This is a genomic window from Streptomyces sp. NPDC050546 (genome assembly GCF_044457425.1).
In the GTDB taxonomy this organism is placed as follows: Bacteria; Actinomycetota; Actinomycetes; order Streptomycetales; family Streptomycetaceae; genus Streptomyces.
This window is the reverse complement of the sequence record NZ_JBITGX010000001.1, coordinates 544,355-567,389: the sequence shown is the minus strand read 5'-3', so window position 1 is coordinate 567,389 and position 23,035 is coordinate 544,355. Positions and strand designations below refer to the sequence as shown.

22 protein-coding genes and 1 pseudogene are annotated in these 23,035 nt (G+C 73.0%); 10 read left to right on the top strand and 13 right to left on the bottom strand.

Going from position 1 to position 23,035, the window contains the following annotated elements:
* Window positions 1-95 precede the first annotated feature (95 nt).
* Complete coding sequence (locus ACIBK5_RS02550) at window positions 96-977, top strand: SIS domain-containing protein (protein WP_399015349.1); 882 nt, start codon at window positions 96-98, stop codon at window positions 975-977.
* A gap of 36 nt (window positions 978-1,013) precedes the next feature.
* The gene (locus ACIBK5_RS02545) at window positions 1,014-1,874 is read left to right on the top strand and encodes a ketose-bisphosphate aldolase (RefSeq protein WP_399015347.1); all 861 of its coding nucleotides are present in this window, start codon (window positions 1,014-1,016) and stop codon (window positions 1,872-1,874) included.
* On the opposite strand, the gene ACIBK5_RS02540 is transcribed toward ACIBK5_RS02545, so the two are convergent.
* A complete protein-coding gene (locus ACIBK5_RS02540) occupies window positions 1,864-3,006 on the bottom strand; it encodes a methyltransferase (protein WP_399015345.1) in 1,143 nt (380 codons plus the stop codon). The genes ACIBK5_RS02545 and ACIBK5_RS02540 overlap by 11 nt on opposite strands.
* A 56-nt stretch (window positions 3,007-3,062) precedes the next feature.
* On the opposite strand from ACIBK5_RS02540, the gene ACIBK5_RS02535 reads away from it, so the two are divergent.
* Window positions 3,063-3,707: an alpha-ketoglutarate-dependent dioxygenase AlkB family protein gene (locus ACIBK5_RS02535; RefSeq protein ID WP_399015344.1), complete on the top strand. Its 645-nt coding sequence runs from the start codon at window positions 3,063-3,065 to the stop codon at window positions 3,705-3,707.
* Between the two features lie 36 nt (window positions 3,708-3,743).
* Complete coding sequence (locus ACIBK5_RS02530; RefSeq protein ID WP_399015342.1) at window positions 3,744-4,982, top strand: ROK family protein; 1,239 nt, start codon at window positions 3,744-3,746, stop codon at window positions 4,980-4,982.
* Here the strand turns inward: ACIBK5_RS02530 and ilvY are convergent.
* Window positions 4,975-5,853, bottom strand: coding sequence for an HTH-type transcriptional activator IlvY (gene ilvY / locus ACIBK5_RS02525; RefSeq protein ID WP_399015340.1), 879 nt, complete (start codon window positions 5,851-5,853; stop codon window positions 4,975-4,977). The genes ACIBK5_RS02530 and ilvY overlap by 8 nt on opposite strands.
* An 87-nt stretch (window positions 5,854-5,940) precedes the next feature.
* Here ilvY and ACIBK5_RS02520 point away from each other — a divergent pair, with 87 nt between their 5' ends.
* From ACIBK5_RS02520 to ACIBK5_RS02510, 3 genes are all read left to right on the top strand, one after another.
* Window positions 5,941-7,413, top strand: a complete 1,473-nt coding sequence (locus tag ACIBK5_RS02520) for a ketol-acid reductoisomerase (RefSeq protein WP_399015338.1) — start codon at window positions 5,941-5,943, stop codon at window positions 7,411-7,413.
* A gap of 113 nt (window positions 7,414-7,526) precedes the next feature.
* Entirely contained in the window at window positions 7,527-8,426 is a 900-nt protein-coding gene (locus ACIBK5_RS02515; RefSeq protein ID WP_399015336.1) for an NAD(P)-dependent oxidoreductase, read from the top strand.
* Between the two features lie 21 nt (window positions 8,427-8,447).
* Window positions 8,448-8,870 (top strand): PPOX class F420-dependent oxidoreductase, encoded by a 423-nt coding sequence (locus ACIBK5_RS02510; protein ID WP_399015334.1) that lies wholly within the window; start codon window positions 8,448-8,450, stop codon window positions 8,868-8,870.
* Between the two features lie 18 nt (window positions 8,871-8,888).
* Here the strand turns inward: ACIBK5_RS02510 and ACIBK5_RS02505 are convergent.
* The 3 genes and pseudogenes from ACIBK5_RS02505 to ACIBK5_RS02495 all read right to left on the bottom strand — a co-directional run bounded on the left by ACIBK5_RS02505 (window position 8,889) and on the right by ACIBK5_RS02495 (window position 10,945).
* Window positions 8,889-9,781, bottom strand: a pseudogene (locus ACIBK5_RS02505) (phosphotriesterase).
* The gene (locus tag ACIBK5_RS02500; protein WP_399015331.1) at window positions 9,778-10,356 is read right to left on the bottom strand and encodes a DUF4865 family protein; all 579 of its coding nucleotides are present in this window, start codon (window positions 10,354-10,356) and stop codon (window positions 9,778-9,780) included. The pseudogene ACIBK5_RS02505 and the gene ACIBK5_RS02500 overlap by 4 nt, the downstream one beginning before the upstream one ends.
* A 10-nt stretch (window positions 10,357-10,366) precedes the next feature.
* Window positions 10,367-10,945: a TetR/AcrR family transcriptional regulator gene (locus ACIBK5_RS02495; protein ID WP_399015329.1), complete on the bottom strand. Its 579-nt coding sequence runs from the start codon at window positions 10,943-10,945 to the stop codon at window positions 10,367-10,369.
* A gap of 140 nt (window positions 10,946-11,085) precedes the next feature.
* Here ACIBK5_RS02495 and ACIBK5_RS02490 point away from each other — a divergent pair, with 140 nt between their 5' ends.
* Window positions 11,086-11,373 (top strand): SHOCT domain-containing protein, encoded by a 288-nt coding sequence (locus tag ACIBK5_RS02490; RefSeq protein ID WP_399015327.1) that lies wholly within the window; start codon window positions 11,086-11,088, stop codon window positions 11,371-11,373.
* Window positions 11,374-11,434: 61 nt separating this feature from the next.
* Here the strand turns inward: ACIBK5_RS02490 and ACIBK5_RS02485 are convergent, their stop codons facing one another.
* A complete protein-coding gene (locus tag ACIBK5_RS02485) occupies window positions 11,435-11,971 on the bottom strand; it encodes an ATP-binding protein (RefSeq protein WP_399015325.1) in 537 nt (178 codons plus the stop codon).
* Window positions 11,972-12,154: 183 nt separating this feature from the next.
* On the bottom strand, window positions 12,155-12,478 hold the full coding sequence (locus ACIBK5_RS02480) for a hypothetical protein (RefSeq protein ID WP_261682162.1): 324 nt from the start codon (window positions 12,476-12,478) through the stop codon (window positions 12,155-12,157).
* A 394-nt stretch (window positions 12,479-12,872) separates the two neighbouring features.
* Between ACIBK5_RS02480 and ACIBK5_RS02475 the strand changes: the two genes are divergently transcribed.
* Window positions 12,873-13,997: a PLP-dependent cysteine synthase family protein gene (locus ACIBK5_RS02475; protein WP_399015323.1), complete on the top strand. Its 1,125-nt coding sequence runs from the start codon at window positions 12,873-12,875 to the stop codon at window positions 13,995-13,997.
* A 16-nt stretch (window positions 13,998-14,013) separates the two neighbouring features.
* Here ACIBK5_RS02475 and ACIBK5_RS02470 read toward each other — a convergent pair whose 3' ends face one another.
* Window positions 14,014-14,481: an SRPBCC family protein gene (locus tag ACIBK5_RS02470; protein ID WP_399015321.1), complete on the bottom strand. Its 468-nt coding sequence runs from the start codon at window positions 14,479-14,481 to the stop codon at window positions 14,014-14,016.
* 58 nt (window positions 14,482-14,539) lie between these two features.
* Window positions 14,540-15,370 carry a DeoR/GlpR family DNA-binding transcription regulator gene (locus ACIBK5_RS02465; protein ID WP_382488087.1) on the bottom strand — a complete coding sequence of 277 codons (831 nt, stop codon included), beginning with the start codon at window positions 15,368-15,370 and terminating at the stop codon, window positions 14,540-14,542.
* Window positions 15,371-15,662: 292 nt separating this feature from the next.
* On the opposite strand from ACIBK5_RS02465, the gene ACIBK5_RS02460 reads away from it, so the two are divergent.
* Window positions 15,663-18,053, top strand: a complete 2,391-nt coding sequence (locus ACIBK5_RS02460) for a hypothetical protein (protein WP_399015319.1) — start codon at window positions 15,663-15,665, stop codon at window positions 18,051-18,053.
* Here ACIBK5_RS02460 and ACIBK5_RS02455 read toward each other — a convergent pair.
* The 4 genes from ACIBK5_RS02455 to ACIBK5_RS02440 all read right to left on the bottom strand — a co-directional run bounded on the left by ACIBK5_RS02455 (window position 18,023) and on the right by ACIBK5_RS02440 (window position 22,767).
* Window positions 18,023-20,458, bottom strand: a complete 2,436-nt coding sequence (locus tag ACIBK5_RS02455) for a right-handed parallel beta-helix repeat-containing protein (RefSeq protein WP_399015317.1) — start codon at window positions 20,456-20,458, stop codon at window positions 18,023-18,025. The genes ACIBK5_RS02460 and ACIBK5_RS02455 overlap by 31 nt on opposite strands.
* A 231-nt stretch (window positions 20,459-20,689) precedes the next feature.
* Entirely contained in the window at window positions 20,690-21,295 is a 606-nt protein-coding gene (locus ACIBK5_RS02450; protein ID WP_399015315.1) for a hypothetical protein, read from the bottom strand.
* Window positions 21,296-21,471: 176 nt separating this feature from the next.
* Complete coding sequence (locus tag ACIBK5_RS02445) at window positions 21,472-22,296, bottom strand: MOSC domain-containing protein (protein WP_399015314.1); 825 nt, start codon at window positions 22,294-22,296, stop codon at window positions 21,472-21,474.
* A gap of 42 nt (window positions 22,297-22,338) precedes the next feature.
* Window positions 22,339-22,767 (bottom strand): DUF6643 family protein, encoded by a 429-nt coding sequence (locus ACIBK5_RS02440; protein ID WP_215123360.1) that lies wholly within the window; start codon window positions 22,765-22,767, stop codon window positions 22,339-22,341.
* Window positions 22,768-23,035: the final 268 nt, after the last annotated feature.

Sequence of the window (23,035 nt, the reverse complement as noted above, 5' to 3'; positions counted from 1 at the left end):
CCGGGCGACCCTAGCGCACCCGATCTCCCTCAATGCTTGATGTTGCTCGAAAGGTGGCGATACCTTGCAGGAACAATCAGAGTGGAGGGTGCGGCATGACGCATGTCGAGGACGAGCTGATCAGCCAGCCCGAGTGCTGGACACGCGCCGCCTCGGAGGCGGCGGGATACGCGCAGGTGCTGCCGGCGGCGGGGGAGCGGGTCGCGATCGTCGGCTGCGGCACCTCGTACTTCATGGCGCAGGCCGCCGCCGCCCTGCGCGAGGACGCCGGCCAGGGCGAGACCGACGCCTTCGCCGCCTCGGAATTCCCCTACGGCAGGGACTACGACCGGGTCGTCGCCCTCACCCGCTCCGGCACCACGACCGAAGTCCTCGACCTGCTCGGCAGGCTGAAGGGCCGCACCCGCACCACCGCGATCACCGCCGACCCGGACACGCCCGTGATGACGGCGGCCGACGAGCTCGCGGTGCTCGACTTCGCGGACGAACGCTCCGTCGTGCAGACCCGGTTCGCGACCACCGCCCTCACCCTGCTCCGCGCCCATCTGGGACTCCACCCCGACACGGCGGTCACCGACGCGCGCACCGCCCTGGCGGAGCCCCTGCCCGAAGGCCTGGTGGAATGCGCCCAGTTCACCTTCCTGGGCCGCGGCTGGACCGTCGGTCTGGCCAACGAGGCCGGGCTGAAGATGCGCGAGGCGTCGCTGTCCTGGGCGGAGGCCTACCCCGCCATGGAGTACCGGCACGGGCCGATCAGCGTCACCACCAGCGGAACCGCCACCTGGATGTTCGGAGACGCGCCGGACGGCCTCGCCGAACAGGTGCGGGGCACGGGCGCGTTGTGGCTCTCCGGAGCCCTGGACCCGCTCGCCGAACTCGTCCGCGCCCAGCGGCTCGCCGTCGCGGTCGCCGCCTCACGCGGCCTCGACCCGGACAGCCCACGCCATCTCACCCGCTCGGTGATCCTCACTCACTGACCTCGGTGATCCTCGTCCACCGACCCTGGAGGCACCGTGCCCCTCACCACCACCGGCGAACTCGTCACCCGCGCCGCCACGGCCCGCTCCGCCGTCGCCTCGTTCAACGTCATCACGCTGGAACACGTCGAGGCCGTCATCGCGGGTGCCGAGTCCGCGCACGCCCCCGTCGTGCTCCAGGTCAGCGAGAACGCGGTCAAGTTCCGCGGCGGGCAGCTGCTCCCGCTGGCCCGCGCGGCCGTCGCCGCGGCCGAACGCGCCGCCGTCCCGGTCGCGTTGCACCTCGACCACGTACAGAGCGACGCCCTGCTGTACCAGGCGGCAGAGGCCGGCTTCAGCTCCGTGATGTACGACGCGGCCCGGCTGCCCTACACCCAGAACCTCGCCACCACCCGGGCGGCCGTCGACTGGGCACACGCCCAAGGGCTCTGGATCGAGGCCGAGCTGGGACAGATCGGCGGCAAGAACGGCAGGCCCCCACTGGACGCGCACGCCCCCGGCGCCCGCACCGACCCCGACGAGGCCCGGGCCTTCGTCGCCGACTCGGGGGTGGACGCCCTGGCCGTCGCCATCGGCAGCGCCCACGCCATGACCACCCGCACCGCGACCCTCGACCACGCCCTCCTCAAACGCCTTTCGGCCGCCCTGGACGTCCCGCTCGTCCTGCACGGCTCCTCCGGCGTCCCGGACGCGGAACTCACCGCGGCCGTCGCGGGCGGCATCGCCAAGGTCAACATCGGCACGGCCCTGAACATCGCGCTGACCGGCGCCATCCGGGACTTCCTGGCCGAGCGCCCCGAGGCCGTCGACCCGCGCGGCTACCTCACGGTGGCGCGGGAGGCGATGACACGGGCGGTGGCGAGAGCCCTGAGGACGCTCGGTCCTGCTACCGCCTGACGGCCTTCAGCACCACGAACTTCGAGTCACTGGCGACCAGCCGGCTGTTGCCGAAGATCCGCCGCAGCGTGACGTGGTAGCCCAGATGCCGGTTGCCGATCACCCACAGCTCGCCGCCCGGCCGCAGCGCGCGCCGCGCCCCGGTGAACATCCGCCGGGCCGTGGCGTCCGTCGTCGCCTGGTGGGAGTGGAACGGCGGGTTGTTGAGGACCAGGTCGACGCTGCCCGACGGCACGCCGGCCAGCCCGTCGCCGACCCGGAACTCGGCGTGCCCCGGCACCCCGTTCGCCTTGTACGTCGCCTCCGCCGAGGCCACGGCCTGGAACGACTCGTCCACGAACAGCACCTCGGCCTCCGGGTCGGCCAGCGCCACCGCCGTACCGACCACGCCGTTGCCGCACCCCAGATCAACCACGCGTCGACTCCGGCCGTTCGGCAGCTGCCCGAGGAAGAACCGGGTGCCGATGTCGAGCCGGTCGGCGCAGAAGACCCCCGCGTGGTTGACGACGGTGGCTCCCGACGCCGGGCCGATGCCGTCCGGCAGCGTGTAGACGTACGGCCATGGACTGGCGGGCCGCTCCAGCGCGGGATCCGGCGCGCAGAAGATCAGCCGCGCCTTCCTCTCGGCGAGCGAGGTGCGGGTCGGGCCGAGGATCCGCTCGAACAACTGGAGCGTCGAGGTGTGGATCTCCTTCACCATCCCCGTGCCCACGACAACGGTCCCCGCGTGCACGGCCGGCGCCAGCCGCAGCAACTGGTCCTCCAGCAGCGCCAGGCTCTTCGGCACCCGCACCACGAGCACGTCGACGCGGTCGGGCGGCGGATCCTGCGTGGTGAGCAGCCGGACCGCGCCGGGCTCGACGCCGTGCCGCGCCAGGTTGGCCCGGGTCGCCTCCTGGGTCAGATGGGAATCCGTGATCTGTGTCGGCCCGTGCTCGGCGAGCGCCGTCACCAGCGCGCCCCACCGGTCCCCGACGACCACGACCGTGCCCGACAGCGGGACCCGCTCCCGCTCCAGGTGCCTCAGCACGTACTCGTCGGAAGCGTCCCAGGCACGCAGCCTGTCACGCGGGTCCTCGGGGAAACGGGTCAGCGCGAACTCGCCCCACGGCGTCGTCATACGGTCGTTCATCGTGCGTCAAGGCTAGCCGAGCCGCAGCTCAGGCCGTGTCGGGCAGGATGGGAAGCATGGACGGCGAGCTGTTCCCCAGGGCCCGGACGCAGGTGGCACCCGGCGCGGTGCACCTACCGGACTGGCTGGACGCCGAGCGCCAGCGGGAGCTGCTGGACGCCTGCCGGGAATGGGCCCGCCCACCCGCCGGGCTGCGCACGGTCCGCACACCCGGCGGCGGCACCATGACCGCCCGGCAGGTCTGTCTGGGCTGGCACTGGTACCCGTACGCCTACGCCCGCACGGTGGCCGACGGCGACGGCGCCCCGGTCAAGCCGTTCCCCGAGTGGCTCGGTGAGCTGGGCCGCCGAGCGGTCCGGGACGCCTTGGGCGACCCGCTGACGGCTGCCCACGACATCGCACTGATCAACTTCTACGACGGCGACGCCCGCATGGGCATGCACCGCGACAGCGACGAGAAGTCGGACGCGCCGGTGGTGTCGCTGAGCCTCGGCGACACCTGCGTCTTCCGCTTCGGCAACACCGAGACCCGTACCCGGCCCTACACCGACGTCGAGCTGCGCAGTGGCGACCTGTTCGTCTTCGGCGGCCCGTCCCGGCTCGCCTACCACGGCGTTCCCCGGGTACACGGGGGCACGGCGCCGCCCGGACTAGGCCTGGCCGGACGGCTCAACATCACGCTCCGGGTCAGCGGTCTGTAGGCCGCGGGTCCGGCGGATCATGGGAGACTCGCCCTCATGAGCGGGAAGGCGGACCCCCGGCCGGCGGGGGACGGGAGCACCTCGAGGACGCGGCTGGACCGGGGGCGCGGAGCGCTCGGACCCGCGCTGGAACTCGTCCACACCGGACGCGCGCCGACCCGGGCCGTACTCACCGCCGAGCTCGGAGTGACCCGGGCGACGGCCGGCGCGGTCGCCGCCGAGCTGGAGGCCCTCGGGCTGATCCGCGTCGACGCCCGGCCCGGCGCGGCGGCCGGATCCCAGGGCAGGCCCTCGCACCGGCTGGCCGTCGCCGAGAACGGGCCCGTCGCCCTCGCCGCGCAGGTGCACGCCGACGGGTTCCGGGCGGCGCTCGTCGGGCTGGGCGGCCGGATCGTCGCCACCGCGCCCGGCTGCGAGGTCGTCGACGCGGACCCGGCGAAGGTGCTCGCGTCCGTCGTCACGGCAGGCGCCGAGTTGCTGCGGGAGACGGGGCTCCGCTGCGTGGGCGCCGGACTCGCCGTCCCCTCCGCGGTGGCCGAACCCGAGGGCCTGGCGCTCAACCCGCTCCATCTGGCCTGGCCCGCGGGCGCGCCCGTCCGCGACATCTTCGCCGAGCAGGTGCGCGCGGCCGGCATCGAGGGACCCGCCTTCGCCGCGAACGACGTCAACCTCGCCGCGATCGCCGAGCACCGGCACGGCGCCGGGCGGGGCGCCCGCGACCTGCTGTGCGTCGCCACCGGCCACCGGGGCGTCGGCGGTGCGCTCGTCCTCGACGGCCGCCTCCACAGGGGCAGTTCGGGCCTCGCCCTCGAGGTCGGACACCTCACCGTGCACCCCGAGGGCCGCCCCTGCCACTGCGGCAGCCGCGGCTGCCTCGACGTGGAGACCGACCCGCTGGCCTTCCTCACGGCGGCGGGCCGCGACCCGGGCCCCGAGATGTCCCTGCTCCAGCAGTCCATCGACCTGGTCCGCCACCACTACGACGACCCGGGCGTACGCTCCGCCACCGAGGCCCTCATCGACCGGCTCGGCCTCGGACTCGCGGGCCTGGTCAACATCCTCAACCCGGACCGCATCATCCTCGGCGGGCTCCACCGCACCCTCCTGGACGCCGACCCCGACCGCCTCCGCGCGGTCGTCGCCGACCGCAGCCTCTGGGGCCAGAGCGGCGGCGTCCCCATCCTGCCGTGCACCCTCGACCACAACAGCCTGGTCGGCGCGGCGGAACTGGCGTGGCAGCCGGTGCTGGACGATCCCCTCGGTGCGCTCACCTAGGGCCCAGGCCACTCGGCGCGCTCACCTGGGCCAGACTCCACAACGCCGCCACCGACGGCCGCCGCAGATCGGCCCGCCGAACGCACAGCCCGATCGGAAACGGCTCCGGCGCCGGATCGGCGGGCACCACCACCAGCCGGTCCCGCACCGCACTGTGCTCCAGCACCAGGCGCGGCACCACACCCGTACCGCAGCCCAGCGCGACCAGCGTCAGCAGCCCTTCGTGGCCGTCCGGTTCACAGGCCACGTCGGGTGCCGTACCCCGCGTGCGGAACCACCGGTCGGCCGCATCGCGGACCAGACCGCGCTGGGGGAGCACGAACGGACCGTCGAGTCCGGGATCGGGACGGTCCCTGGCCGTGACGAGGACCAGATCCGTGACCGCGACCGTACGGCTCACCAGCGCTTCCGGCAGCCTCGGCGGGATCCCCGCGACGGCCGCGTCCACCTCACCCTCGTCCAGCCGGGCCAGGGCCGCCGCCGCGTCACCCGTGCGCAGATCGAGCCGGACCCGGGGATGCGCGGCACGGAAGGGACCCAGCAGGTCCGGCAGCAGCGCCTGGCACGCCGTCACCGTGGCGAACACGGCCAGGCGGCCGGTGAGCCGGGCCGGGTCGGGGTGCTCCTCGCGGTACGAGCGCCACAACTCCAGGGCCTGGACGGCGTACTCGCGAAACCGGTGCCCCTCCGCCGTGAGCGACACCCCGCGCGGTCCGCGGTCGAACAGCCGGTGCCCGAGGCCGGCCTCGAGCCGCTGCACGGTCCGGGTCAGCGTCGCCGGGCTGACGTGGCAGTCCAGGCTTGTCCGGCCGAAGTTGAGCGTCTGCGCCAGATGCAGGAACAGCCGCAGCTCCCGATGATCGTCCCGCACGGGTGACCTGGCCCTTTCACTGGGTGCAACACCGCGCTGCACAAGTTGCGCTTGCTGCAAGGATCCGGCCGAGCCTACAACTCGACCATGACCTCGACGACCACGTACACCTCCCGCGTCTTCCCGCTCGACACCATGGACGTGCCCGGCGGCACCGAGACCGTCCTGCACGGCGGGCGGCACCTCTTCCCGCTCCTCCCGCAGGCATTCGCCGGTGTCCGCCGCATCGGCGTCATCGGCTGGGGCCCTCAGGGACGGGCCCAGGCCCTCAACCTGCGCGACTCCCTAGCCGGCACCGGCATCCGGGTCACCGTCGGGCTGCGCCCCGGCTCCGGCTCCCGCGCCGACGCCCGAGCCCACGGCTTCACCGAGGACGACGGCACGCTCGGCGACTGGCTCGAGGTCGTGGCGGGCAGCGACCTGGTGATCCTGCTGATCGCCGACGCCGCGCTCGCCGCGCACCACCAGGAGATCTTCGCCGCGTTGCGGCCGGGGGCCGTCATCGGCCTCTCGCACGGCTTCCTGCTCGGCCATCTCCGGGAAACCGGCGGGCAGTTCCCGTCAGGGCACGGGGTGATCGCCGTGTGCCCCAAGGGCATGGGCGACTCCGTGCGGCGCCTCTACGAGCAGGGCACGCACATCAACGGCGCCGGGATCAACAGCAGTTTCGCCGTGCACGCCGATCCCGACGGGCGGGCCGTCGACCTGGCGCTCGGCTGGTCCGTGGCGCTCGGCTCGCCCTGCACCTTCCGCACCACCCTCGACAGCGAGTACCGCTCGGACATCGTCGGCGAACGCGCCATCCTGCTGGGCGCCGTCCACGGCATCGTCGAGAGCCTGTACACCCGCTGCCGCCTGGCCGGCGACGACGAGGTGACGGCGTACGAGCGCTGCTGCGAGAACATCACCGGCCCCATCGCCCGCACCATCTCGCAAGCCGGGCTGCGAGCCGTGCGCGAGAGCCTCGACCCGGCCGGCCGGGACGTCTTCGACCGGGCGTACACGGCCACGTACACCCCCGCGCGCGAGATCGTCGCCGAGATCTACGACGAGGTCGCCGACGGCACCGAACTGCGCAGCGTGACGCTTGCCGAACGGCGGCTCGGCGCCCGCCCGATGAGCGGGATCGGGGGATCCCCGATGTGGTCGGTGAGCGACCGGGTGCGGGCCCGGCGCGGCACCCGTGACCTGCCCGTCGACCCGTTCACCGCCGGCGTGTTCGTCGCCACCATGACGGCCCAGGTCGACGAGTTCGCCGACCGCGGACACCCCTGGTCGGAGATCGTCAACGAGTCCGTCATCGAGGCCGTCGACTCCCTGCTGCCGTACATGCACGCCCGGGACGTGGCGTACATGGTCGACAACTGCTCCCGCACGGCCCGCCTCGGCGCGCGTCGCTGGGGTCCCCGCTTCCAGGCGGCGTACGAGCAGATCGCCTACCCGGCCGCCGGGCACCCGGCGGATGCGGCTCTCCTGGACGCTTTCGACAGTCACCCCGTGCACGAGGCGCTGGCCGCGGCGGCGAAGCTGCGGCCGTCCGTGGACATCTCGGTGAGCTGAACCGGCACAAAGGCGTGGTGGGACAGGCGTGCCCGCGCCGCTTCCGGGAAGGCTCGCCGCTGAGCGGGCAGGCTGGTTCGCAGGCAGTACGCCGCACCGCACCACCGAGGAAGTTGAGCGCAATGACCGACAAGCTCACCGTGAGCGTCCTGGGCACCGGCATCATGGGCGCGGCCATGGCCCGCAACGTCGCCCGGGCCGGACACACCGTCCGCGCCTGGAACCGCACGCGCGCCAAGGCCGAGCCGCTGGCCGCCGAGGGCGTGCGGATCGTCGACACGCCCGCACAGGCGGTGCGGGACGCCGATGTCGTCCTGACCATGCTCTACGACGGCCCGGCCGCCCTGGAGACGATGCGCGAGGCCGCCCCGGCCCTGCGCCCCGGCATCGCGTGGGTGCAGTCCACCACCGCCGGTGTCGAGGGCATCGCCGACCTGGCCGCCTTCGCCCGCGAGCACGGCCTGGCCTTCTACGACGCGCCCGTCCTGGGCACGCGTCAGCCCGCCGAGGCCGGGCAGCTGACCGTGCTCGCCGCCGGCCCCGCCGAAGGACGGGACAGGGTGACGCCGGTCTTCGACGCCGTCGGGGCCCGCACGGTGTGGGCCGGCGAGGACGGGGCCGCGGGCGGCGCCACCCGGCTGAAGCTGGTCGCCAACAGCTGGGTCCTCGCGGTCACGGCCGCCGCCGGTGAGGCCCTGGCGCTGGCCAAGGCCCTCGACGTCGACCCGCACAGCTTCTTCGACATCGTCGCCGGCGGCCCGCTCGACATGGGCTATCTGCGCGCCAAGTCCGAGCTGGTCCTCGGCGACCGGCTCACGCCGCCGCAGTTCGCGGTGACCACCGCCGCCAAGGACGCCCGCCTGATCGTCCGGGCCGGTGCGGACAACGGCGTCCGACTGGACGTCGCAGAGGCGGCCGCCACCCGAATGGAGCGTGCCGCCGCCCAGGGCCACGGCGACGAGGACATGGTCGCCGCCTACTTCGCCAGCTTCGACGAGAAGCCGTCCACCTGATCGACCACGGAGGTTCCCCGTATGTCCAAGCCGCCGCTGCCGCCCGAGGCCGACGCCCTGCTGAGCCGGCCCAACCCGTGTGTCATGGCCACGCTGCGCTCCGACGGGACGCCCGTCTCCACCGCCACCTGGTACCTGTGGAAGGACGGCCGCGTCCTGATCAACCTCGACGAGGGCCGCGTTCGCCTCAAGCATCTGCGCCGTGACCCGCGCGTCACCCTCACCGTGCTCGCCGGCGACGACTGGTACACCCACGTCACCCTGATCGGCCGGGTCACCGAGATGTACGACGACGAGGGCTTGGCCGACATCGACCGCCTAGCCCGGCACTACATCGGAAAGCCCTACCCCGACCGGGTCCGCCCCCGGGTCAGCGCCTGGATCGAGGTCGACCGCTGGCACGGCTGGGGCGAGCTGAAGGACAGTGACCAGGCCGGAGGCTGAGGCCCACGACCCCGCCGGTCAGCGCCACTCCACCGCGAACGCCCGGCCCGGGTTCTCCGTGAGGATGCGCCCCACCAGATCCTCGCCCACGGCATGGACCAGCCGGGGCCGCACCCGGCGCAGCAGATACGGCATCCCGGGGCCGCCGTCCACCGAGCGGGCGGCGGCCGTGGTGGTGTCGGCGCCCAGCAGCACCCGGTCGCCGAACCCGGCGTCGGCGAGGGCCCGTACGGCGTCAGGCATCCGCCAGTCCGTGGCGTGATGGGCGTGTGACGGCCCGTCGAAGGCCAGATAGCAGCCGGACTCCGCCGCCTGCCGATGCGTCACGAGGTCGGGGGAGCGGTTGAGATGCCCGAGCACCACACGGTGCGGCGGCACCCCCAACTCCCCGCACAGCAGGTCCAGTACGTCGAGCGCGCCCGTGCCCAGCTCCAGATGCACGGCGACGGCCGCCCCCGTGGCGTGATGCGCCTCGGCCGCCGCCGCCATGGTCCAGCGGGCATGGGCGTCCAGGGCGTGGAACCCGCCCGCGACCTTGACGAGACCCGCCCGCACCCCCGACACTCCGATGCCCTCGGTGAGTTCGGAGACGAAGAGGTCGGCGAGCCGGCCCCGCAGCCCGGCGAGTGTGTCCTCGTCGTAGTGCACGGCCTGGTGCAGACCCGTCGCGGCGACCATGTGCACGCCGGTCTCCCGGGACAGCGGCGGCAGATCGGCGGCCCGTCGCCCCAGCCCGTACGGCGTCCACTGCACCACGGACCCGCCGCCCCGCTCCCGGAACGCGGCCAGCTCCCGCTGCGCAGCTCCTGGCCGGGCAGCCGGGGGCTGCCGAAGAACAGATGGTCGTGGGCGTCGCACACGCCCAGGTCTCCAGGGGGTACGTCCCCCAGCACCGTGCGTATCGCGGTCACCACTGGCGCCCTCGGGGCAGCCGCTCCCGGCCCGGCGCCGACAGGTGCAGCACCTCGAAGACGTCACCGTCGGCCTCGGGCGTGTCGTGCTCCCAGAGCGAGAAGTGCACCAGCTCCCACCGGCTCGTGTCGACGGCGGCCGCGGCGAGCAGGACCCCGTCCTCCGCCGCCAGCCGCCGGGTCTCGCCCACCGCGTCCGCCACGACATCGGCCAACAGCCCTCCGTCAGGTACCCGTTGGCGGTTCCGCACCGCGAACCGCGCCCGAGACCCGCCCCCTTCCTCGTACGCGAGCCCCGTCCACTGCCGCACGGACGGCCGTCCGAAGTCGTCACCGAACCGCTGGAACCCACCGCCCCACAGGAAGGAGTTCATGCCTTCCACGGTGTTCCACAGATAGCAGGGCGCGTACTGATTGACCGGCGAGCCGCGCAGACCGCGCTCGCGCACCAGATAGGCCTTGAGGCCGAGCCCGTCCCAGTCGTCGAGCAGCCGCCCCACACGGGCGACCCGGGCGCGGATGACGCCCATGTCGTAGTCGGCCGGCAGGGTGAGTTCGTACTGCATGGCGTGCACGGAAGCCTCCTCAGGCGGGACGGGGTGCCAGCAGCGAGAGCAACCCCCGTACCCCCGCGTCGAACGCGGCGGGGGAGCCGGAGGCGCGGGCGAGGACATAGCCGCCCTGGACCGTGGCCACGACCGCCGCCGCGATCTCCTCGCCGTCCAGCGAGGACACGAACTGGCCCTGCTCCTTGCCCTCCTCGACGAGCCCGGCGATCCGCCCCCGGATCCAGTCCAGGGTCCCCTCGACCGGGGCGCGCAGTTCGTGGCTCGCGATCACGTCCGGGTCCATGGTCAGCCGGCCGATCGGGCAGCCCCGCAGCACGTCCCGCTCGCGGCGCAGATACGCCTCGACGCGTTCGTACGGCGTTCCGGGGCCGTCGAGTACTCCCTCGGCGGCAGCCCGCAGCTCCTCGGCGGTCCGCCGGATCGCGGCCAGTGCGAGGTCGGGCTTGCCCTTGAAGTGGTGGTACATGCTGCCCTGCCCGGCGTCCGCGCGCTCCAGGATCGCCTTGGGGCTCGTGCCCACATAGCCGCGCTCCCACAGCAGCTCGCGGGTGGACTCGATCAGCCGTTCCGAGGTGCTCATGCCCTGACTGTACATACTGGTAGTTACAGAGACCAGTACTCCCGGTGGGGTACGCGTACTGCCGCTGTCCGTACGACGACCCGGGGCCCCTCACGGGGCGATCCTCGGAAGCGCACACGGAACATCGCGGCAACGCATCCGAGGAGTTGGACGACATGCAGACCCTGGCGAACTTCGGTGACGGCGGGCCCGGCCCCTGGATCCTGTTCTTCCCGTTGATCTGGGCGCTGGTGATCGGCGGCGGCGTCGTGCTGCTGCGCCGCACCGTGTGGAGCGGACGCCGGGGCGCCCCCTGGCGGCAGCCCGCCGTCGAGAACGACTCGCCCATCGCCGTGCTCGGCCACCGCTTCGCCTCCGGCGAGATCGACGAGGACGAGTACTGGCGCCGACTGTCCGTACTGAACGAGGAGTTCGGGCGCTCGGCCAAGGGCGGTGGCGCCTGAGCACCCTGACCGAACACGTCGACTCGGAGTGACCGCCGTGCGAGGGGTGGTCACCGCCCGGTCAACCGGCAACGGCGGACCGGGCGGGAGTATGGTCGGGCCGCAGCCCGTCGGCGGAGGGCCCGACTTCCGCGAACCTGCGCGCGGGCTTGTCCAGGACGGCGCGGCGCGCCCGGCGCGACGGCGCCGCCACCACGGCGGTCGGCAGGGTGAACCACACGACCTTGCCGGACTCGCCGTCGGGCCGGACGCCCCAGCTCTCGCTCATGGCGGCCACCATCGCGAGCCCGCGCCCGCAGGTCGCCAGCGGCGCGATGTCCTGAGGATCCTCCACCACGGGCATCCGCGGATCGTGGTCGTGCACCGAGACCGTGAGCCGGTCGAGGAGCAGCTCTATCTCCACGGTGCAGGTCTTGTCGGGCTGGGCATGCCGGTGGACGTTGGACAACAGCTCCGTCACACCGAGCGAGGCCCGGTCGATCAGGGCGTCCAGATGCCAGTAGCGCAATTGCGCAGATACGATTCTGCGGACCTGGCCGATCCGCGACGGCAAAGCTTGAAGCTCCACCGTGCAGTGTCTGCTTGGGTAGCTGATCACGGCTGCGACTCCCCGACGTGAGGTCCGGAAGAACACGGAGTTCGGATCCAGCAGGGCGCCTTCATGGCACTGCCGCCCGCTGTCGTGGCCGGCGGGCTGGTTCGCAGCGTTATCGCCGGTAAACCCAGAGTGACGTGAGACCAGAGTGACGCAGGGGGTGAGGTACCGCAACTCGCGGACATCTCAGTCGCCACGCCCCGCCGCTCGGCGCACGGCCTCGATGAAGCGCCGTGCCGCGGGCGGCCCCGGCTCGCCCGGGGCGGGGTCGTGATCGCCCAGGGTGAGCAGGTATCGATTGCCGTTGAGATCCGCCGTGGCCCGGTCATCGGGGCCGAACCAGGGCTTGGACGCGCGCACCGCCTGTACCGGCGCGCTGTCGATCTCACTGCCGTAACTGGTCAGCAGCTCGAGCCGGCCGTCGCTGATCCGGACCTGTCCGGCCCGGGTGAGCGAACGCAGCCGCTTCCCGATCCGCACGCCCGTGGCCCTGAACTCCGGCTCCGCCATGCCACCCGCCCCCTTGTGCGCCTCGGTGTACCGGCCCGCGCTCCCCGCGGCGCCCGGTACGGCTCGTCTTCTGATCCAGTGTGCCTCGGAAGGCTGCTCCGGCGGTGCGTCGCACCCTGCCGGTACCCCGTGCGGGGCCTTGGTCCCGCGGTGAAGTCTGCCCGCACCCGGCGTCGAGCACCAGTGCGTGCGACCCCCTCGCCGGGGGCGCCCGCAGCACATCCGCGAATGCGCCCCCGGGACCGCGCGCCCCCTTGCCCCGGCCTCTGCCCCAGGGGGCGCTTTGGGGGGCTCAAAGATGCGTTTATGCAGGTGAGAAGCGTGCGGAAGCTGCATATCATCGAGGTGTCGGCCGCGCGACGTGCCGTCGGCGCGCAGCGTTAGGAGCACCCTCGTGAGCACTCCCCAGCAGACCCGGACCGGCGTGACCCTCGACGTCGACCACAGCGACGCCGGCTACCGCGCGTGGCTGAAAGAGGCCGTCCGCAGGGTCCAGGCCGACGCCAACCGCTCGGCCGACACACATCTGCTCCAGTTCCCCCTGCCGGAGCGCTGGGGCATCGACCTGTACCTGAAGGACGAGTCCACCCATCCCACCGGCAGCCTCAAGCACCGGCTGGCCCGCTCCCTCTTCCTCTACGGCCTGTGCAATGGCTGGATCCGGCCGGGCAGACCCGTGATCGAGGCCTCCAGCGGTTCCACGGCCGTCTCCGAGGCGTACTTCGCGAAGCTCATCGGCGTTCCCTTCATCGCCGTCATGCCGCGCACGACGAGCGCGGAGAAGATCCGCCTCATCGAGTTCCACGCCGGACGGTGCCACTTCGTGGACGACCCTCGCACGATGTACGAGGAGTCCGCCCGTCTCGCGGCGGAGTCCGGCGGCCACTACATGGACCAGTTCACCTACGCCGAGCGGGCCACGGACTGGCGCGGTAACAACAACATCGCCGAATCCACCTTCCGCCAGCTGCGCCTGGAGCGGTATCCCGAGCCGGCGTGGATCGTCGCCACGGCGGGCACCGGCGGTACCTCGGCGACCCTCGCGCGCTACATCCACTACATGCAGTACGACACGCGCGTCTGCGTCGCCGACCCGGAGAACTCCTGCTTCTTCGACGGCTGGACCACCGGTGATCCGCATGTCGCGTGCGACTCCGGCTCCCGGATCGAGGGCATCGGCCGGCCCCGTATGGAACCGAGCTTCGTGCCGGGCGCGATCGACCGCATGATGAAGGTGCCCGACGCGGCCAGTGTCGCCGCCGTACGGGCACTGGAGCGCGCCATCGGCCGCAGGGCGGGCGGCTCCACGGGCACGGGTCTGTGGGGCGCGCTGAAGATCGTCGCCGAGATGGTGTCCGAGGGGCGGCAGGGGAGTGTCGTGACCCTGCTGTGCGACCCGGGGGACCGGTATCTCGACAAGTACTACTCGGACAGCTGGCTGGCCGCCCAGGGGCTGGACATCGCGCCGTACACCGCCGCGATCGACTCGCTGCTGGAGACGGGCGTCTGGCCGGACTGAGACCGGCCCCGCGGCGTCAGGCCGCCAGCCTCCGGTCCAGCGCCGTCATGGCATCCCGGAAGGCGCGCGCCTGGGCGATCCGTATCGGCTTCATGGCGAGCCGGTACGCGGCCGTCCCGTCGGTGGCGAAGGTCCACCGCACGCGGGTGCCGTCGCCGGCCGGCGCGAGCCGCCACTCCTCGACGATCGCCCGCACCCCGGGCACGTTGGTGACGTCGACTCGGTAGGCGTACACCTCGGGTTCCTTCGCCGCGATGACGGACTCACGGAAACGGACGCCCCCGCTGAGCGTGATGTCGCGGCCCGCACCCCCGTCGATCTCGCGGGCGGCCGTCACCTGGGGAAACCAGTCGACCCAGCCGGGCACGTCCGCCAGCGCACGGTAGACCGCTTCGACCGGAGCCGAGATCACCATCGCGGAGACATGCCGCACGGGCGCGATCCCGGCGAAGTCGAGCCCGACGGGGCGCAGACGGTGAGGCATGGACGAGGCCCTCCTCGCACGGGCGATGACCGGATGCGTCACCCTAGCTGGCGGCCCGTCAGATGTCTGCCCCCTCCTCGGGCTCCCCGGCCACCACCAGTCGCCGCAGATGCTCCACGACCACGCCGCGCGCCTCGTCCGGCAGGCCGGCGTCCGTCACGAGCGTGTCGATCCGCTCCAGCGAGGCGAACGAACTCAGGCCCACCTTGCCCCACTTGGTGTGGTCGGCGACCACCACCACCCGCCGGGCCGACTGCACCAGCCGCCGGTTCGTCTCAGCCTCCGCGAGGTTCGGCGTCGACAGACCGGCCTCGACCGATATGCCGTGCACACCGAGGAACAGCAGGTCGAAGTGGAGCGCCGCGATCGCCTGGTCGGCCACCGGCCCCACCAGCGAGTCGGACGGAGTGCGCACCCCACCGGTCAGCACGACCGTGGCAGCTCCCTGCCGAGGGCCCGAGGTGCGCTGCGCCGCGTGGAAGACGTCCGCCACCCGCACCGAGTTGGTGACCACGGTCAGATCCGGCACGTCCTGCAACTGGTGAGCGAGCGCGAAGGTCGTCGTCCCGCCGGACAGGGCGATCGCCGCGCCCGGCGCGACCAGCTTGGCCGCGGCCCGCGCGATGTCCTCCTTGGCCGTCAGCTCGAGGCCCGACTTGGCCTCGAAGCCCGGTTCGTGCGTACTCGCCTCGACCACCGGTACCGCGCCGCCGTGCACCTTCTCCAGCACGCCCTGACGGGCCAGCGCGTCGAGATCGCGGCGGACCGTCATGTCCGACACGCCGAGCTTGCGGGTCAGCTCGTTGACCCGTACACCGCCCCGGCGGCGGACCTCGTCGAGGATCAGGGATCGCCGCTGCTCCGCGAGGAGGTTCTGATTCTCGCTCACGTACGCTCCGGTCCTTTCGCCTCAATGCCGTCCGACTCGCCCAGCACACCCGCCCCCACTAGGACATTCTCCCCCGGGCTCCGGTGCGCGGACGTCTCATCCTCGCATGTCGCGGAGCGGGCGGCGCCACCGACCACTCGTCGCGCACATGTCACTTGGGGCTCAGCTGTCGCTGCCCCGCATCACGGATCGGGGAGATTCCGTGACAGGAGGTGTGCGGCGCCGCAGAAGTGGAGATCCTTGTGCCCGCACGGACAGAGCCGACGGCGTGTCACGGGGGAAGTGCGAATCAGTGGAACGCGCGCAGGAACATGTCTCGACCGGCGGGCCGGACCAGCCCGCCCGGCGGCCCGGCGAGACCGGGACCGCCCTGGAACTCCTGGTCCACGGTGTGGGCGGCACCACGCCGCAGGACATGCTCAACGATCCGCGCACGGTGCGGATCACCGGCGACAACATCGCGGCCGTCTTCCGCCGCGCCGACGACGTCGACGCGGAGACCAGCCCCGACGCCCACCGCCGCGACGGACCGGTGCCCGAGGCCTACGTCTGGTGCAACCTCACCTCCGGAAACGGCACCCGCGCCCTGTGGCTGTTGCTGCTGCCGTTCATGGTCGTCAACCTCGCCCACTGGATGCGCCCCACCGCCCGCGGCCGAAGACGCACGGTGCGCCTCTACGGCCTCCTGGTGCGGCTGGCGGGACTCACCCTGACCGTGCTGCTCGTCGCGGCGGCCTGCGAGGTCGCCCTCGACCTGGCGGCATGGCAGTGCGCGGGCACCTTGGCGTGCGCCGACCGCCACTCCTGGCTGGGCTTCCTCTCACCCACCGTCTCGGACGGCGGCTGGTGGAGCAGCCCCGGCCGCAGGCTCGCCCTCGCCGCCTTCGTCCCCACCGCGCTGACCGCCCTGCTCTGGTACCTGTCCAAGCGCACCTGGACCGACTACGAGTCCCAGCAGCCGATCGAACGCGACCCCGAGCCCCACGACGACGGCAGCCCGACCGCGCTGGGCCGGCCCGGGTTCTGGTACGGACGCCGCCTGGTGGCCCGGCTGCGCGCCGCGCACACCGCCGCCGGACTGATCACCGTCGCGGCCGCGGTCGTCGGCGCCGCAGCCCGCCGCGACCGTGAGCCCGGCGGCCCCGCCGTACTGAACATCCTGGGCCTGCTCCTGGAGGCGGCCCTCGCGGCCTGCGCGGTCGCCGTGGTCTGGGTCGTCTGCCGCCGGGGCCGCAGCGAGCGGCGCCTCGACCGGCAGCTCGACGAACGTTTTGTACGACGCCTGCCGCTCGCCGCGCTCGTCCTGCTCGGCCTCGCCCTGCTGTACGCCGGGTGGGAGCGCCCCGGCTGGGAATCGGCCGGGCGGCTGCCGGGCGACCTGACCTTCGGCGGCATCGCGCTGGTACAGGGGCTTCTCGTGATCGTCCTCGCCGGCGTCGCCCACGCCCTGCACCGCACCGACCCCGACCGGCGGGCCGTGCTGCGCGGCCTCGGCGGACCGGCCGTCGCGATGCTCGCCTGCGCCCTGGGCGGGGTGATGTCCGGCGGTGTGTCCCAGCGCGTGTCCGACTGGCTGGACGGCACGGGCACGTCGATCGACGGCCCACCGGTCCTGCTGACCTGGCAGGCGTCCGTCATCCCGCCCCTGATCGTGGTGCTCCTGGTGCTCTTCGGCTGGCTGGCCCGGCGCGCCTGGCAGCTGGCCCGGGCCGAGCGCGAGGCCGTGGCACGCGACTACCCGGACGAGGCCCAGGACCGCGCCCGCACCCGCCGTATCGCCTACACCCGCGCGATGGCCGCGCTCACCGACCGGGGACCGCGCATCGTCGCCGTCACCTCCGGTGTCACCCTGCTGCTCGGCGCCGGAGCCCTGGTGGGCGCCCTGACCACCGATGAGACACCCGGGGAGGCCGCACAGGGCGCCTACCCCGTCGTCCACGGCGCCGCGGAGACCGCCCAGGCCCTCGGCTCCTGGCTGATCGGCCTCGGCTTCATACTGTTCGTCACCTGGGGCCGGCGCGCCTACAAGGACGCGGCGGCCCGCCGCACCATCGGCATCCTCTGGGACGTCGGCACCTTCTGGCCGCGCGCCGCCCACCCCTTCGCCCCGCCCTGCTACGCCGAACGCGCCGTGCCCGACCTGACCTGGCGGATGGCGACCTGGACCCGGACCACCGGTGGACGGCTGGTCATCTCCGGGCACTCGCAGGGCAGCGTGCTCGCCGCGGCGGCGGCCTGGCAACTCGCCCCGTCCGCCCGCAAACGCGTCGCCCTGCTGACCTACGGCTCCCCGCTGGAGCGCCTCTACGGCCGCTGGTTCCCCGCACACTTCGGCCCCGCCGCGCTCAGCTCACTGCACCGGGAGGTCGACTGCTGGCGCAACCTCTACCGGCTCACCGACCCCATCGGTGGCCCGATGCGCCTGCCCGGCGACAGCGGCCACCAGGTCGACCACGGCCCTCTGAAGGACCCCCTCGCCTACGGCCGCACAGATCTGCTGCCGCTGCCCGCGCCGATCCTCGGCCACTCCGACTACCAGGCCGACCCGGCGTTCGCCGAGGAACGCCGCAAGCTGCTGGCCCGACTGCGGCCGGGCCTGCCGGCACCCCGGCATCCCGGCGAGCCGCCCTGCCCGGGCCCTGAGGAGGACCCTCAGAGCAGCTCGGGCAGATCCTCGTCGTAGAGCAGCGTCAGATCGTCCGTGCTCGGCTCCGCGACCTGGGCGACCCGGCTCGCGTGCCGCTCCACCATCGCCTCGAACGTCTGCCGCGCGGTACGGCCGTTGCCGAACGCCGGGCCCTTGGGGAGCTCCGTGAAGTACTTCCCCAGGGCCTCGGCGGCGCCCGGCGCCAGCCGGTACTCGTGCTCCTCGGCCTGCTGCTCCACGATCCGCAGCAGGTCCTCGGGGCCGTAGTCGCTGAAGGTGATGGTCCGTGAGAAGCGGGACGCGACACCCGGGTTGACCGACAGGAAGCGCTCCATCTCGGCCGTGTAGCCCGCGACGATCACCACGACCGCGTCCCGGTGGTCCTCCATCAGCTTCACCAGCGTGTCGATGGCCTCCTTGCCGAAGTCGCGGCCCGCGTCCTCGGGGGACAGCGCGTACGCCTCGTCGATGAACAGCACGCCGCCGCGCGCCTTCTCGAAGGCTTCCTGGGTGCGGATCGCGGTCGAGCCGATGTGCTCGCCCACCAGATCGACCCGGGACACCTCGACCAGGTGACCCTTCTCCAGCACCCCGAGGGAGGCGAGGATCTCGCCGTACAGCCGTGCGACCGTCGTCTTGCCGGTGCCGGGGGAGCCGGTGAAGACCAGGTGCCGCTTGACCGACGCCGCCTTCAGGCCCGCCTGCTGCCGGCGCCGGCCGACCTCGATCATGTCGGTGAGGGCACGCACCTCGCGCTTGACGCTCTCCAGGCCCACCAGCGCGTCCAGTTCACCGAGGACGGCCTTGGAGGTGCGGGACGGCTGCTCGGGCTCCACGGCCGGGGCCGGGGGCGCGGGTTCGGCGCGCTGCTCCGGGAGGGCGCCCAGCAGACCGGGGGAGTGGTTCACCGTCTGCACGGCCGTCTCCCGCGCGGCGGGCGCTCTGAGCCCCGCGCTCTCGTCGCTCGTGCAGTCCTCCACCACGGGGCCCGTGCCGGACGTCGCGTCCGCGCCGCTGTCCGCGAACTCGTAGCCGCCGCGCGTGCACCGCTCCGTGCGGCACTTCCTGAGCGTCGTACGGCTGCCGTCGATCACATGGAAGCCGTAGCCGCCGCTGCCCGTCACCCGGCAGTTCTGGAAGCTGCCGCGGCCGCCGGCCGAGACATAGACCCCGGCTTCCGCGGGGGAGTCGATGGTGCAGCGCTCCACGGTGGGGTCGGCGCCCTTGGTGACGATGACGCCGGTCTGGGTGCCGTCCAGCGTGCAGTTGCTCAGGGTGCCGCCGCTGCCGTGGTCGCGGAACCAGGCGCCCGTCGCCGCGTCCCGGATCCGGCAGTCGTCCAGCTGGGCGGTCGCGCCGTCGCTCACCGACACGGCCGTGTTGCGCACCTGCGACAGGTCGCTGTCGACGACGTCCGCGCGCGAACCGCGGTCGAGGACGAACAGCGCGTCCGGTACGTCGTGCACCCGGCACGAGTCGAGCACCGCCGTGGCACCGTCGCTCACCCACACCGCCGGGTAGTCGCCCGTGCTGTCGAAGATCTCGCACTGGTTGGCGTCCACGCGTGTGCCCGGGTCCCACACCGACAGGCCGTTGCGCCCGAACTGCCGCACCGTGGTGCGCGTCAGCGTGAGGACCGAACGCGAGCGCAGATCGACCGCGTTCTCCGGGATGTCGTGGATACGGCAGTCGGCGAGCGTCAGCACGGCGTCCGTGTCCAGCGTGACGCCGTCGGCCGTCGTCCGGTGCACATCGCAGTCCGTGAGGTGCGCGGTGGCCCGGCCGGTGATCTGCACCCCGCTGCCCCGGACCTCGTAGATCTCGCAGCCCACCGCCTCCAGCGCCGAGTTCTCCCCGGTCGCCGAAAGGCCCGAGCCCGAGGTGTGGTGCACCCGGCAGCGCTCCAGACGGGGATGGGCGCCGCCGCGCACCGCCACGCCCGCCTGACCGGCCGCGACGACCTCACACTCCTCGAACACCCCGCCCGCGCCGTCGAGTACGGCGATGCCGACGCCCGCCGGATTGTCGACCGCGCAGCGCCGGACCGTGGGACGGGCGCTGCCGCGGACCTCGATCCCCGCCGCCGAGCGCGTGACGACCCGCACGTCCCGCAGCTCCGGTGTGCCCTCCTCCACCAGTACGGCCGGGGTGGCCGAGTCCTGGCCCTCCACATGCAGGTCCTGCACCACCGCCGAGGCACGCACGGTCAGCGGCACCCCGTCCACCGGCGCGATCCGCACCGAGCCGGGGGAGCCCTCCGGCCCCCGCAGGGTCACGGCGCGCTGTACGACGAGGTTCTCCCGGTAGGTGCCGGGGGCGACGGTGAGGACGTCTCCGTCGGCCGCGGCCTCCAGGGCGGCGGCGAGCGATGCGTACTCACCCGTGCGGCGCCGCCACCGCGACGTGCCGGTGTGCGTCACCTGGACCGTGCCCTGTGCCATGGTGTAGCTGTGCCCCCACCTCGGTCGTACTGATGGCTCGTTCGCCCTCGGGGCGCTTCAGCCCGTGTCGTGAGTCGCGGCCGTGCTCGGCCTCTCGGGCCTGCGCGCGCACGCGGCAGCGACACCGGCGCGCCCCTCCTGCTCGCTCGCGCGCGGGTTGTGCCGATCGTCTCGGCCGGACCACCGTAGCGTGCGCGCGGGTGGTGGGTTGACCAGAGTCGGAAGGCCGTCTCAGCTGCCGGCGCCCGTCCTGCCCCAGTCCGGGCCCGCCTTGTCCCATGCCTGGTCCCAACGGGCGTACCTGCGGCGGACCATGCGCCAGACGATCAGCCGCCTGCCGCCCTCCACGAGGCCGCCTGCCGCCAGGGCCGCCCCGATGCCGCCGAGGACCGCGTGCGTCGACGCCGTCGCGGAGTCGAGCGGGCGGGCCACCATCCGGCCGTGCCGGTCGGTCCATATCCGGAACTCGTCGCCCTGCTGCGGATCCTTGAGGCCCGCCAGGACCGGGCCCTGGTGCGCGGTGCCGTCCGGGGCGGTCCAGTCGGCGAGGACGCGGTTGCGCAGATCCCTGCCCGTCGAGGTCTCCGGGTCGGCGTCGAGCGGGGAGCGGTCCAGCTTGCGGACCACCGTGGCCGTCACCGGATGCCGCGCCTCGTGCTGGGTCCGGACGGACTGCTGCAGTGTGTCCTGGGCGGCGCCTCCGACGAAGGCCCCGGCCACCGGGGCGACCAGCAGGATCAGCAGCAGGGCGGCCAGCGCCACCCATGCCTCGGTCAGATCGGTCGCACGGCACAGCGGATTGCGCCGCCAGCGCCAGAGCCCCCTGATCGCTCGCACCGACCGCACCCCCTTCCCGCTCCGTGATAACCCCCGGCCGAGCTGTCCACGCGCCGATCCGTCGAAGAGAGAGCCACATCACCTCTCACGGGTCTCTCATGAACTTCTCACACAAGGCCAACGCCCGGGCCCGTGGGGCGGTTCCCGAGGCCGTCGGAGACCTTCTGCCCGCGCTGTCAGAGGACCTCGACAGGGTCCCCGACCCGGATCGTGCCCCGGGACAGGGGCACCAGGTTCTGGCCGAAGACCAGCTTGCCGCCGAGCCGCCGGTGCCGCCCCAGGGTGTACAGGGGCTCGCGGCCGCGCTCGCCCGTGCCCTGGTCGGTGGTGGTCACCACGCACCGGCCGCAGGGCTTCGCGACCCGGAAGGACACCTCCCCGATGGCGATGCGCGACCACGCGTCCTCGGCCCAGGCGGCGGTGCCCGCCACGACCACGTTCGGCCGGAAACGATTCATGGGCAGCGGGCCCTCGTCCGCGTGGTCGCCTTGCGCGATCAGGGTGTTGAGGGCCTCGAGCGAGGTCGTCGTCGTGAGCAGCAGCGGGAAGCCGTCGGCGAAGGAGACGGTCTCGCCGGGCCGCGCGTACTCCGGGTCGACGGGCCGGCGCGTGGCCGGATCGGGCATGTACACGAGACGCGCGTCGATACCCAGAAAGGCGCTGCACCAGGCGTGCGCGGCTTCGTCCTCGGCCGGGACCGCCTCGACCTTGTCGCGGAAGATCTGCACCGGCACCGTGCCGACGGGCCGGGGAACGGGCACCGTCAGAGGCTCCATACCGGGCGCGGACAGCCGGACGCCGCCGTCCGGCAGGAGGTCTGCGGCGGCGGGTGCCAGGCGCGGCTGCCGGCGTTGTGTGAGGACCATTCCCCCGTCGTCGATCAGCACCCAGCGCCGGTCTCCGGCCAGCCCCCAGGGCTCCACGACGGCCTTCCGGGGCGCCAGGCCCCGGAAGGCCTTGACCGGATGGACGTGAATCGAGTGCAGCTGTGCGTTCCCCATGGGGTCATCGTGCCAGCCGGCACGGACAACCCCTGGGGGCGCTCAGTAGCCGCGGTACTGCTGGTTGTTGTACGGGTCCTGATAGGGAGCCGGTGCGGGCCGGGGAGCCGCGGGGCGCATCGCCTCGTAGCCGCCGGGCGCCGCCGGGCGCGGCTGCTGGGGCTGGGGGCCGGGATAGCCGCGCGGTGCCGAGGCCTGCTGCGGGATGTACGCCGCGGGCGCCTGCTGGAGCGGGGCGGGCTGCTGCGCCTGCGGATAACCGTAGGCGGGCTGGGAGGGGGCTGCCGGCAGGGCGGGCAGCGCCGACGGGAGGGCGGGCAGGTTGCTGCCGGGCATGTCGTACTGCGCGGGGACCCGGATCGGGGCGATCTGCGGGGTGCCCCGCTCGGCGACGAGCCTGTCGTAGATCGGAGTGTCCGGGAAGGAGGCGGAGTAGTAGCCGCCGCCATAGGTGGAGCGGGGGGAGGTCATGCCACATAAGTTAAGCCAACGATGTGCTGGTTGGGGAGACCGATAAGAGGGTTGTTTTCCGCGCCCGCAGTGACCTGGGATCCCCAATGCGAGCGAACTCGCCAAAAAAGGGCACCGAACCGGGTTCTGATCGTGTAAAGGCCGAGTTCCGGGCGGGTTACCAGGGGTTGGCCGCCGGATCTTCCGGTGGCGGCGCATGGGAGTTCGGCGCGGGGAGGAATAGGTTGTCCGCACGGAACTCGACGGACGGCCGGGATGTGCCTGGCGC